Annotated in this window: 11 protein-coding genes and 3 pseudogenes; 5 read left to right on the forward strand and 9 right to left on the reverse strand. The window is 70.5% G+C overall.

Annotated features, from left to right (window positions below):
* Window positions 1–96: 96 nt before the first annotated feature.
* Window positions 97–462: pseudogene (locus OG226_RS40945) on the reverse strand (response regulator transcription factor); the annotation flags it as partial.
* Between OG226_RS40945 and OG226_RS40950 the strand changes: the two are divergent.
* The 3 genes and pseudogenes from OG226_RS40950 to OG226_RS40960 form a co-directional block, all read left to right on the forward strand.
* Window positions 424–1206 (forward strand): annotated as a pseudogene (locus tag OG226_RS40950) (ATP-binding cassette domain-containing protein); the annotation flags it as partial. The pseudogenes OG226_RS40945 and OG226_RS40950 overlap by 39 nt on opposite strands.
* Window positions 1203–1925 carry an ABC transporter permease gene (locus OG226_RS40955; protein WP_329351801.1) on the forward strand — a complete coding sequence of 241 codons (723 nt, stop codon included), beginning with the start codon at window positions 1203–1205 and terminating at the stop codon, window positions 1923–1925. The pseudogene OG226_RS40950 and the gene OG226_RS40955, both read left to right, overlap by 4 nt.
* Window positions 1926–1999: 74 nt before the next feature.
* The gene (locus tag OG226_RS40960; RefSeq protein ID WP_328684757.1) at window positions 2000–2452 is read left to right on the forward strand and encodes a hypothetical protein; all 453 of its coding nucleotides are present in this window, start codon (window positions 2000–2002) and stop codon (window positions 2450–2452) included.
* Here OG226_RS40960 and mug read toward each other — a convergent pair.
* Window positions 2449–2994, reverse strand: a complete 546-nt coding sequence (gene mug, locus OG226_RS40965) for a G/U mismatch-specific DNA glycosylase (protein WP_328686578.1) — start codon at window positions 2992–2994, stop codon at window positions 2449–2451. The genes OG226_RS40960 and mug overlap by 4 nt on opposite strands.
* Window positions 2991–4433: an adenylosuccinate lyase gene (gene purB, locus OG226_RS40970; protein ID WP_328684758.1), complete on the reverse strand. Its 1443-nt coding sequence runs from the start codon at window positions 4431–4433 to the stop codon at window positions 2991–2993. The genes mug and purB overlap by 4 nt, the downstream gene beginning before the upstream one ends.
* A gap of 208 nt (window positions 4434–4641) precedes the next feature.
* Between purB and OG226_RS40975 the strand changes: the two genes are divergently transcribed.
* Both OG226_RS40975 and OG226_RS40980 read left to right on the forward strand, forming a co-directional pair.
* Window positions 4642–5250, forward strand: a complete 609-nt coding sequence (locus tag OG226_RS40975) for a hypothetical protein (protein WP_328684759.1) — start codon at window positions 4642–4644, stop codon at window positions 5248–5250.
* A 65-nt stretch (window positions 5251–5315) separates the two neighbouring features.
* Window positions 5316–5882 (forward strand): hypothetical protein, encoded by a 567-nt coding sequence (locus tag OG226_RS40980; RefSeq protein ID WP_328684760.1) that lies wholly within the window; start codon window positions 5316–5318, stop codon window positions 5880–5882.
* A gap of 103 nt (window positions 5883–5985) precedes the next feature.
* Here the strand turns inward: OG226_RS40980 and OG226_RS40985 are convergent.
* The 6 genes and pseudogenes from OG226_RS40985 to OG226_RS41010 all read right to left on the reverse strand — a co-directional run bounded on the left by OG226_RS40985 (window position 5986) and on the right by OG226_RS41010 (window position 11402).
* Window positions 5986–6346: pseudogene (locus OG226_RS40985) on the reverse strand (DUF4326 domain-containing protein).
* Between the two features lie 6 nt (window positions 6347–6352).
* Entirely contained in the window at window positions 6353–7135 is a 783-nt protein-coding gene (locus OG226_RS40990; protein ID WP_328684761.1) for an SGNH/GDSL hydrolase family protein, read from the reverse strand.
* 425 nt (window positions 7136–7560) lie between these two features.
* Window positions 7561–8574, reverse strand: coding sequence for a hemolysin family protein (locus tag OG226_RS40995; RefSeq protein WP_328684762.1), 1014 nt, complete (start codon window positions 8572–8574; stop codon window positions 7561–7563).
* Window positions 8571–9923 (reverse strand): hemolysin family protein, encoded by a 1353-nt coding sequence (locus tag OG226_RS41000; RefSeq protein ID WP_328684763.1) that lies wholly within the window; start codon window positions 9921–9923, stop codon window positions 8571–8573. The genes OG226_RS40995 and OG226_RS41000 overlap by 4 nt, the downstream gene beginning before the upstream one ends.
* Before the next feature lie 149 nt (window positions 9924–10072).
* A complete protein-coding gene (locus OG226_RS41005) occupies window positions 10073–10498 on the reverse strand; it encodes a GNAT family N-acetyltransferase (protein ID WP_328684764.1) in 426 nt (141 codons plus the stop codon).
* Complete coding sequence (locus OG226_RS41010) at window positions 10491–11402, reverse strand: LLM class F420-dependent oxidoreductase (protein WP_329351805.1); 912 nt, start codon at window positions 11400–11402, stop codon at window positions 10491–10493. Before OG226_RS41010 ends, OG226_RS41005 begins: the two co-directional genes overlap by 8 nt.
* Between the last annotated feature and the right edge of the window lies 1 nt (window position 11403).

Genomic DNA, 11403 nt, shown 5'->3' on the forward strand with positions numbered 1-11403 from the left:
CTGTCCTCCCAGCTCGTGCGCGTGTTGGGCGGATCGTACTCGGCGCGGCGGACCGCGGCGAGAGCTGGGCGCCCCCGACCCACTCGCCCCACTGATTCACCCCGGCGCCACGAACCCCGACTCGTATGCCGCGATCACCGCCTGCGTACGGTCCCGCGCCCCCAGCTTCGCCAGTACACCGCTCACATGCGACTTCACCGTCTCGGTCCCGACGACCAGCCGGGCGGCGATCTCCGCGTTCGACAGACCCCGCGCCATCAGCCGCAGCACCTCGGCCTCACGCTCGGTCAGTTGGGCCCGCTCCATGACCGCGCGAGCCGCGCGATTCCCGCCGTCGTCGCCGTACTCGGCGGCCAACTGCCGTACGGAGGCCGGGAACAGCAGCGAGTCCCCCTCGGCCACCAGCCGCACCGCGTGCACGATCTCGGCCGGCCGCGCCCGCTTCAGCAGGAACCCGTCGGCATCGGAGGCCACCCCTACGCCGCACTCAACGAGCCGCTGCGCCGCGTGGGCGCCCTGCTCGACGCGCAGGCCGCGCACGGCTCCCGTACCGCCCGCGACCATCTGCGCGCCCTGGCGGCGAGCAACCGCATCCCGGCCGCCCGGGTCGACGTGCTGCTGGAGGAGACGGGACTCGCGTCGGTCGCGCGGCACCGGGTCAAGACGTACTCCCTGGGCATGCGCCAGCGGCTGGGCATCGCCGGTGCCCTCCTTGGTGACCCCGAAGTGGTCCTTCTGGACGAGCCCTCGAACGGCCTCGACCCCGAAGGGATCGTCTGGATCCGGGAGTTGCTGCGCCGACTGGCGGGGGAGGGCCGTACGGTCCTGGTCTCCAGCCACCTGATGAACGAGACGGCGTCCTTCGCCGACCACCTCGTGGTCTTCGGTCGCGGCCGTCTCCTGGCCGACACCCCGATCAGGGACTTCATCGACGCGCGCGTGCAACCCCACGTACGCATCCGTACGACGGACGCCGGCGCCCTCAAGAGCGCGCTCGCCGGGCACGGTCTCGACGCCGTGGAGCAGGAGGACGGCCACTGGACCGTGGCGCACACACGCGTGGACGAGATCGGCACCCTGCTGTCCGCGGCCGGCGTACCGATCCTCGAACTGACCCCCACCGAGGGCACATTGGAGCAGGCCTATCTCGATCTGACCGCCACGGAGACCGAGTTCACCGCACCGTACCAGGAGGCCCGACCATGAGGTTCACGCCCGTGTTCCACTCCGAGTGGATCAAGATACGTACCCTGCGCTCACAGGTCGCGGCCCTCGCCATGATCCTCGCGGTGACGGCGATCTTCTCCGCGCTCGCCTCGTCCGACACCGGAGGCGACGACTTCGACCCGCTGTTCGCGGTCTTCTTCGGCGTGACCTTCGGCCAGATCGCGGCGATCGCCTTCGGCACGACCGCCGTGTCCTCCGAGTTCCAGGGCGGAGCGCTACGGCTGTCGCTGGCCGCGGTGCCGCACCGGGGGCGTTGGTTCGCGGCCAAGGCTACGGCGATCGCCCTGCCCGTGTTCGCCGTCGGCCTGGTCACCGGCGTGGTGACGCTGGTGGTCGGCAAGGCGGTGCTGGGCACTGAGGCCGACGGGCTCGGCCGGGCGGAACAGGTGCGCGGCGTGGTCGGCTGCGCCGTCTATCTCACGCTGATGGCACTGCTCGCGGCCGGTCTCACGGCGGTACTGCGCAGCGGAGTGGCGACGCTGAGCATCGTCATACCGTTCCTGCTCATCGTGTCCTTCGTGGTCGGCGACGCGTCGAGCGGCCTCGCGGACCTCCTGCCCGACCGGGCCGGCCAGGTGGCGCTCCACGAGACCTGGGCCGGGGCGATGGGACCGTGGACCGGGCTCGGGGTAACGGCGTCGTGGGCAGCGGCGGCGCTGGCGGCGGGGGTGTGGAGCGTGCGACGCCGGGACGCCTGACGTGCCGAAACGTTTGACCCCATGGGGGAACTGACGCCCCGCCAATTGTCAGTGGGAGCCGGTTTACTGGAGGCATGAACATCACGCACTGGCCGGCGACGATCGACCTGCTGTGCACCCGGGACTTCCCTCCGGAGCACGGCAGGACGGACGTGGGCACGGGGGGACCCGGCTATCACATCGCCGAATTACAGACGAGCGGCGACTTCTGGGAGGACGGCGGGACGGAGCGGCAGGAGACCGAGGCGCAGTACGAGATCGACCGGGACGGACTCGGCGAGCGGCTGGTCGAACGCTGGGGAGCGCCCCAAGTCATCAGCCTGGCCGGAGCGTTCGAGCGGTCGCAGGGCGGCGAGGACATACCGGAGCCCTGGGCCTCGCTCAGCGCGCACGTGCCGGACGTACACCTGTGGAAGTCGCTGGAGACCGGCCGGTGGATCGCCCTCGGCGTGTCCCAGTGGGACAAGGAACTCCCGTTCCAACTCCTGGCCGTCATAACGGAGATGGACCCCGCCGTAAGGATCTAGTCCTGCGCGGCGACCCGCAGCCGCCCGAACTCCTCGGCCATCGTCGCCGCCGTCCAGTGCGCGTTCAGCCCGCTCGGATTGGGCAGCACCCACACCCGCGTGTCCCCGAACGTGCGCTCCTGCGGGCCCACTTGGGCCTTCTTGTCGTCGAACGCGGCCCGGTATGCCGTGACCCCGAGCACGGCCAGCCACCGCGGCTTCCACCCCGTCAGCTTCGTCGCGAGGAGCTGTCCGCCCTCGCGGTACTCCTCCGGGCTCAGCTCGTCGGCCCGTGCCGTCGCGCGTGCCACCACATTCGTGATGCCGAGCCCGTAGGACAGCAACTCCCCCTGCTCCTCGGGCTTCATGAGCCTCGGGGTGAAGCCGGACAGATGCAGCACCGGCCAGAAGCGGTTGCCGGGACGGGCGAAGTGGTGGCCCGTGGCCGCCGTCATCAGACCGGGGTTGATACCGCAGAACAGCACGGCGAGGCCGTCCGCGACGACATCCGGTACGAGACGGTCGCGGGCGGCCTCCAACTCGGCCTGGGTGAAGCGGGTCAGAGGATCGCCCCCGGGGTGTAACCCGCGGCCTCCGGGTACTGCTTCGCGAGCTCTTCGACGCGGGCGACGACGACGGCGACCTGGGCCGCCGCGGCACCCGTGAAGGACAGCTTGTCGGCCATCAGCGCGTCCAACTGAGCGCGGTCGAGCGGGATGCGCTCGTCGGCGGCGAGCTTGTCCAGCAACTCGTTCCGCTCGGCGCCCTGCTCGCGCATCGCCAGCGCGGAGGCGACGGCGTTCTCCTTGATGGCCTCGTGCGCGACCTCACGGCCGACGCCCGCGCGGACCGCGGCCATCAGCACCTTGGTCGTCGCGAGAAACGGCAGATAGCGGTCCAGCTCACGCGCGACGACGGCCGGGAACGCGCCGAACTCGTCGAGCACGGTCAGGAACGTCTCCAGCAGCCCGTCGAGCGCGAAGAACGCGTCGGGGAGAGCCACCCGGCGCACCACGGAGCAGGACACGTCGCCCTCGTTCCACTGGTCGCCCGCCAGCTCACCCGTCATCGACGCGTAGCCGCGCAGGATGACCATCAGGCCGTTGACGCGCTCGCAGGAACGGGTGTTCATCTTGTGCGGCATCGCGGACGAACCGACCTGGCCCGGCTTGAAGCCCTCGGTGACCAGCTCGTGCCCGGCCATCAGCCGGATCGTCTTCGCGAGCGACGAGGGCGCCGCCGCGACCTGCACCAGCGCGGTCACGACCTCGTAGTCCAGCGAGCGCGGGTACACCTGGCCGACCGAGGTGAACGCCTGCGAGAAGCCCAGGTGGGAGGCGATCCGCTGCTCCAGCTCCGCGAGCTTCGCCGCGTCGCCGCCGAGCAGGTCCAGCATGTCCTGTGCCGTACCCACCGGCCCCTTGATGCCGCGCAATGGGTAACGACCGAGCAGCTCCTCGACCCGGCCGTAGGCCACGAGCAGCTCGTCGGCGGCGGTCGCGAAACGCTTGCCCAGGGTGGTCGCCTGCGCGGCCACGTTGTGCGAGCGACCGGCCATGACCAGCTCGCCGTACTCACCGGCCAGCTTGCCGAGACGCGCCAGAACGGCCACCGTACGGTCGCGCATCAGCTCCAGCGAGAGCCGGATCTGCAACTGCTCGACGTTCTCCGTCAGGTCCCGGGACGTCATGCCCTTGTGCACCTGCTCGTGCCCGGCGAGATCGTTGAACTCCTCGATCCGCGCCTTCACGTCATGCCGCGTGACCTTCTCACGCTCGGCGATCGAGGCCAGATCGACCTGGTCGAGCACCCGCTCGTAGTCCGCGATCGCCGCGTCCGGCACCTCGATCCCGAGGTCCTTCTGGGCCCGCAACACAGCGAGCCAGAGCTGCCGCTCCAGCTTCACTTTCTGCTCGGGAGACCAGAGCGTGGCGAGCTCGGCGGAGGCGTAACGTCCGGCGAGGACGTTCGGGATACGGGGCTTGGCGGGAGCGGGAGTCACGTGTAGGGAGTTTACCCGGCGTCCTTGAGGGGTCCGGACCGTCAGTTCGGTCCGCAGATCCCAGGTCAAGGACGCTCCGGGCAGGAGCCCCGAGACGGCGCGTCCGCCTCCGACCCGATTGGGTGATTACCCCCAGTAGGCGGCAACCGCACGCCGTCATTGCAAGTCCCACATCTCGCATTCGTCAGCGAGGACCTCAGGGGGACACATGAGCAACCAGCCGCCCTACCCGCCACAGCAGCCCGGTTGGGGTAACGGCCAACAGCCGTACGGGCAGCCCCCGTTCCAGCCGCACCCCCCGAAGAAGCGCTCCGTCGGGAAGGTCGTAGGCCTCGGCTGCCTCGGCATCGTCGGTCTGTTCGTCGTCGTCGTCATCGCCGTCGCCGCCATCGGAGGCGGCAGCAGCAACAACGACTCCAGCGGCAGCGGCAACTCGAAGGGCGCGGCGTCCGCCGGCAAGAGCTCCGACAAGGCCGCCGACACGAAGAAGAACGACACCGAGAAGGACGCCACCGACGGCAAGGTCGTCTTCAAGGTGTGGGGCACCGCACCAGCCGGTGCCCTCGGCGGTCTCGACATCGGCTACGGCTCCGACTCGGACACGAGAAAGGGCACGTTCAAGGACGGTCAGTTCGAGGCGACGCTCACCCTCGACAAGGACGCCATGTACTACAACGTGAACGCGCAGCTCCAGGGCTCCGGAGACATCAACTGCGCGGTCACCGTGGACGGAAAGACGAAGAAGGGCCACGCGTCCGGCGGCTACAACATCTGCAACGCGCAACTGAGCAGCAACTTCACCGGGGGCTGGTCGTAGCCGGTTCCGCAGGCGCGGGGGCGTTCGCGCCCGAACAGCACCGGAACGACTACGTCAGGGGGACCATGACCGAGACCAACCCGCCACCGATCCCACCGATCCCGCCCATGCCGCCGAACAATCCGCAGCCACCGGCGAAGAAGCCGCGCACCAACCTCGTCGTCATCGGCTCGGCCGTCGCCGTCATCGCGGCGATCGTGGTCACCGGAGCCGTGGTCGTGCGGTCCAGCACGGACGACGGCAAGCCGGCCGCCACCGCCGAGCCGACCGCTCACGACGAGGACGACGTTCCGGCAGATCGGCCGGACCCGGAGCCGACGTACAGCGACGTCGACGCCGACAGTTTCACGATCGGGCTGAAGACCACCGCGCGGCACTGCTTCGGGTCGGCGGGCTGCAACGTGACGGTCGAGCCGGACCTGACCTTTCTGGGCAACACGGCGGAAGTCGATCCGGACGCCGTGTACGAGATCACCTACGAGATCCACGGTGATGAGTCCGGTCCGGTCATCGAGACGGCCGAACTGTCGGATCAGACGAGCCTGAACTACAGGTCGTCGGTGATCAGTACGGCTTCCACGGGTACCGAGGTGTCCGCGGAGATCACGGACGTCTCCGTCCAAGGCGAATGAGGCGCCGCAGGTCGGGCGCGCGAGGCCCCGTTCCTGGGTGATCCCGGGGCGGGGCCGTCGTCACGACTCATGCCACGCGGGGTCTCCGGCCAGAGGGCGCACATCAAGCCCCACACTCCCCACCATCACCATCACCATCGGCAAGCTCGGCCAACACCCCCGCATGACAGGCCAATGGCGCACACCAACAAGCCAGCACCCGCCCCGCGATGCCGGCACCAGCTCCAGCAGATAAGGCCGCTCCAGCAGATACGCCCGGTACATCGCCATCACCTCCGCGCGCGTGCCGTCCCGGCGGCGTTGGGGGTGTCGTAGGCGAAGGGGTTGTAGAGCGGGTGGCGGGGGAGGTTCCAGCCGCCCAGGGTCCAGCGGCGGCCTACGTAGATGATGTCGTCCGGGGCGAGTTCCAGGCGGGGGCCGTACTCGTCGATGTGGCCCCTGATGTTGATCACCCGCGTGGTCATGGGGAGTTACGCCGCCGGGCCCTCGTAGGGGAGCAGGTCGGGGTGCTTGGGGGAGCGGCCGTCCCCCGAGGAGCGGCCCGTGAGGCGGCGGCCGATCCAGGGGAGGAGGTACTGGCGGGTGAAGCGGGCGTCGGCCACGCGGCGGGCGGTCCAGTTCGGGGGTGGGGTCGGCGGCATCGGCGTACGCCACTCCGGGTCCTCGGGCTCGTAGCCGAGGGTCTGCCAGACCGCCTCGGCGACGCGGCGGTGGCCCTCATCCGTGAGGTGGAGGCGGTCGACGTCCCAGGCGCGCTGGTCGGCGAGCGAGGGGGCGCCGTACAGGTCGACGACCAAGGCGCCGTGCCGGTCGGCGAGGTCGTCGACGCAGGCGAAGAGTTCCTCCATGCGCGGCCGGAATCGCTGCTGGACCGGGCCCTCGCGGCCGGGGCTGCGCATCAGCACCAGCTGCTTGCAGGCGGGAGTGAGCCGTTCGACGGCCTCCTCCAGCAGGGCACGCACCCGGCCCATGTCGCACTTGGGGCGCAGGGTGTCGTTCAGGCCGCCGACCAGCGTGATCACATCGGGCTGCATGGCGGCGGCCGGGCCGACCTGCTCCTCGACGATCTGCGCGATCAGCTTGCCCCGTACGGCGAGATTGGCATAGCGGAAGCCGGGCGTCCGGGCGGCCATCCGGCCGGCGAGGAGGTCGGCCCAGCCCCGGTAGGTGCCGTCCGGGAGCCGGTCCGACATGCCCTCGGTGAAGGAGTCGCCGATCGCGACCAGGCTGGTGTGTGTGGGATTCGTCTGCATGGCGACGAAGATGATATCCCGCGTCCATACCCACCGGTAGGTCGGCCTCCACCGTGACCGACGGTCGGCAGGGCCTGGGCCTCGGCGGCCCGGCGGGGCCCCGCCCCCTGTCGGACGCGGGCTCGCAAGGCCACTCGCCGAGCCAAGGATCCGCCACCGGCCACCGGCCACCAGCGACCGGCCACCGGCGACCGGCCACCGGCGACCGGCGACCGGCGACCGGCCACCAGCGACCGGCCACCAGCCACCAGCCGGGAACGACCCCGAGTCACCGGCCAGGTTTCGACCGTCTCGCGCGGGGCTCACGGTCTGCCGCCCACCCGTCGCACACCGCGCCGCCGCCTACCGCCCCGGACCAGCCACACGCTCGACCCCGGACCCCACAGCAGGCATCCGCCCCCCCGCACCGACCGCCCCTCACTCCCTCACGCCCGCTGCCCGAACAACTCCCGCAGCACGTCCTCCATGGTCACAAGACCCGTCAGTCGTCCCTCCTCGTCGAGCACCGCCGCGAGATGCGTACGGCTGCTGCGCATCGCGGTGAGGACGTCGTCCAGCGGGGTGCTCTCCTTCACGTTCGCGATGGAGCGCATGTCCTCCACCTCGAACGGCTCGTTGCGCGGCGAGGCGTCCAGCGCGTCCTTGACGTGCAGGTAGCCGATGATGCGGCGCTCGCCGTCCACCACCGGGAAGCGGGAGAAGCCGGACTCGGCCGACAGCACCTCCAACTCGGCCGGGGTGATGCCGGCGACCACGTAGTCGACGCGTTCGAGGGGGAGTACGACGTCCCGCACGGGCCGCCTGCCCAGCTCCAGCGCGTCGTTCAGACGCTCCAGCGCCCGTTCGTCGATGAGCCCCGCATCTCCGGAGTCCCGTACGATCCGGGCGAGTTCGGCGTCCGAGAAGGATGCCGTGACCTCGTCCTTGACCTCGACCCGCAGCAGCTTGAGCAGCGTGTTGGCGAACGTGTTGATCGTGAAGATCACCGGACGCAGCGCCCGCGACAATGTCACCAGCGGCGGTCCGAGGACCAGCGCGCTGCGGACCGGCTCGGCGAGGGCGATGTTCTTCGGCACCATCTCACCGAGCAGCATGTGCAGATAGGTCGCCGCGGCGAGCGCGATCACGAAGGACACCGCGTGTCCCGCGCCCTCCGGGACGCCGACCGCGTGGAACACCGGTTCCAGCAGATGGGCGATCGCCGGTTCCGCGACGATGCCGAGCACCAAGGTGCAGAGCGTGATGCCGAGTTGGGCCGCGGCCATCAGCGCCGACACGTGCTGCAGACCCCACAGCACGCTCTTGGCCCGCCGGTCGCCCTCTTCGGCGTGCGGCTCGATCTGGCTGCGGCGCACCGAGATCAGCGCGAACTCGGCGGCCACGAAGAAGGCGTTGACGACCAGCGTCGCCAACCCGATCAGCAGTTGTACGGCGGTCACAGCTCCCCCTTCGCGGAGTCGGACTCGGTGTCGGAACCGGTGTCGTCGTGCGGCGCGTGCAGCAGCAGCCGCGCCGCCCTGCGCCCGGACGCGTCCACCACGTCGACCCGCCACCCGGCGACCTCGACGAGGTCCCCGACCTCCGGAATCCGCCCCAGCTCACTGGCCACCAGACCGGCCAGCGTCTCGTACGGCCCCTCGGGCGCCCGCAGTCCCACGCGCGCGAGCTGGTCCATCCGGGCGGCACCGTCCGCCGAGTACAGCGTGCGGCCGTCGTCGTCCGCCCCGGCCGGGGCCAGGTCGGGCGTCTCGTGCGGGTCGTGCTCGTCCCGCACCTCTCCTACGACCTCCTCGACGATGTCCTCCAGGGTCGCGACCCCCGCCGTACCGCCGTACTCGTCGATGACGACCGCCATCGTGCGCTTGCCCGACAGCCGGTCCAGGAGGCGGTCGACGGTCAGGGACTCCGGGACGAGGAGGGGTTCGCGCATCACCTCGGAGAGGGGGAAGCGGGGGCGGCGGTCCGCCGGAACCGCCAGCACGTCCTTGATGTGCACCGTGCCGACGACCTCGTCCAGATTGCCGCGGAAGACCGGGAACCGGGACAGCCCGGTCGCCCGGGTCGCGTTCGCCACGTCCTCGCAGGTCGCCTGCGCGTCGAGGGCGACGACCTGCACGCGGGGCGTCATCACGTTCTCCGCGGTGAGGTCGGCGAGGTTGAGGGTCCGTACGAACAGCTCGGCCGTGTCCGGTTCCAGGGCGCCCTCCCTGGCGGAGTGCCGGGCCAGCGCGGCCAGCTCCTGCGGCCCGCGCGCGGAGGCCAGCTCCTCGGCCGGCTCCAGCCCGAAGGCCCGCACCACATGGTTGGCGGTGTTGTTCAGATGACTGATGAACGGGCGGAACGCGGCACTGAACCACCGCTGCGCGTTCCCCACCCGCTTCGCCACGCTGAGCGGCGACGAGATCGCCCAGTTCTTCGGCACCAGCTCGCCGACGACCATCAGGAACACCGTCGACAGCGCCGTACCCAGCACCAGCGCGACGGACTTCGACGCGGAGTGCGAGATGCCCAGCGATTCGAGCGGGCCCGCGATCAGCGCGGCGATCGACGGCTCGGAGAGCATGCCGACGACCAGATTGGTGACGGTGATGCCGAGCTGCGCCCCGGAGAGCTGGAACGTCAGATTCCGTACGGCCTTCAGGGCACCGGAGGCGCCCCGCTCGCCGCGCTCGACCGCGCGCTCCAGCTCACCGCGCTCGACGGTGGTCAGCGAGAACTCGGCCGCGACGAAGGCGCCGCAGAGGAGCGAGAGCAGGATCGCCACCAGCAGCAGAAGCACTTCGGTCATCGGGTCACCTCCGTCCCATGATCGGACAGGGCAGGAAGGTTCGCGCGATGTCGCGTACTGGGAGGCTCGCCCATGGGCGGACGCTCACACCTTTCGTGGAGTTCTGGAACTACGAGTCGTCCACCAATAGTAAAGGATCAGCAAAGTAGTCAGGTGGTGAGATGCTTCACCCAGCGCCGCCACTGTTCCTCGGGTGCGTACCCCGCCGCGCGCCACGCATGCCGGCCCGTCTCGTTGCGCTCCAGCACCATCGCGTCGCCGCGGCGCCCGCCCAGCGCCATGAACCGCTCCTCGGCCGCGGTGAGCAGCGCCGAGCCGATGCCCTGTCGGCGGTGTCCCGGGTGTACGGCCAACCGGTACAGGTGGCAGCGCCAGCCGTCGAAACCGGCGATCACGGACCCGACGATCCGCCCGTCGCGTTCCGCGAGGATCAGCGCGTCCGGGTCCCTGGTGATCAGTCGGGCCACGCCGTCGCGGTCGTCGCTGATGCTCGTGCCCTCGGCGGCCTCGCGCCAGAACGCCAGCACGGCGTCGATGTCGGTCGGGGCCGCGCTGCGGATATGCAGATCACTCATGGGGCGAGCCAAGCAGAGGGACGGCGGGCCCGGCGAGTGGGTTTCGGCGCAGTTCCTCGGCCACCGGCGCGAACGCCTCCACGTGCGGCTCCAGCACGGTGAGATACGAGAACCCGTATCGGTCGCGCAGGGCGCGCACCTTCGCGGTGATCCGGTCCAGCGTGCCGACCAGGAAGACGGGCAGGTCCAGCACGTACTCCAGGGACAGGTCCGGTCGGCGGTCCAGCAGCGGCCGGAGGGCACTCGCGGGGTCGTCCGTCACGGCCACCATCTGGATCAGGAGGTTGAGTTCGGCCGCTTCCTCGCGGTCGGCCGCGAACTCCCGGTACCGGGCGACCCGTTGACCGAACCCGGCGGCGTCGACCGGCGCCAGCCTGCCCGTCGTACTCCCCGGTTCGGGGCTCGCCCCCGCGAACGCCGCGATGTCCGCGTGCTCGGCGGCCAGGCGCAGCATGCGGTCGCCGTTGCCGCCGAGGAGCAGTGGTACGCGGCACTTCGCGGCGTCCAGCAGCCGCCCCAACTCCTCGACGGTGCGCCGCAGATGGTCGACGCGCTCACCCGGCGAACCGAAGGGCAGACCGGCCCTGTCGTGCTCCGCCTGTACGTACCCGGTGCCGAGGCCGAGTTCGAGGCGTCCGCCGGTCAGGTCGTCGGTCGTCGTCACCTCGCGGGCCGGCAGAGTCGGGTTCCAGAAGCCCGCGTTGAGCACGAACGTGCCCACCTGCGGCCGTTCGGTCGCGTCCGCCGCGGCTACCAGTGCCGGGAAGGGCGCGACCATGCCGAGGTGGTCGGGGACCAGGATCACGTCGTAGCCGAGCGCCTCGGCCCGACGGCATCTCGCGCGCCACTCGTCGGCAGGTGAGGACGTGAGCAGGCTGGCTCCGAAGCGGAACGGGCGCGGCATG

The sequence above is a fragment of the Streptomyces sp. NBC_01261 genome, from assembly GCF_036226385.1.
Lineage (GTDB): Bacteria > Actinomycetota > Actinomycetes > Streptomycetales > Streptomycetaceae > Streptomyces.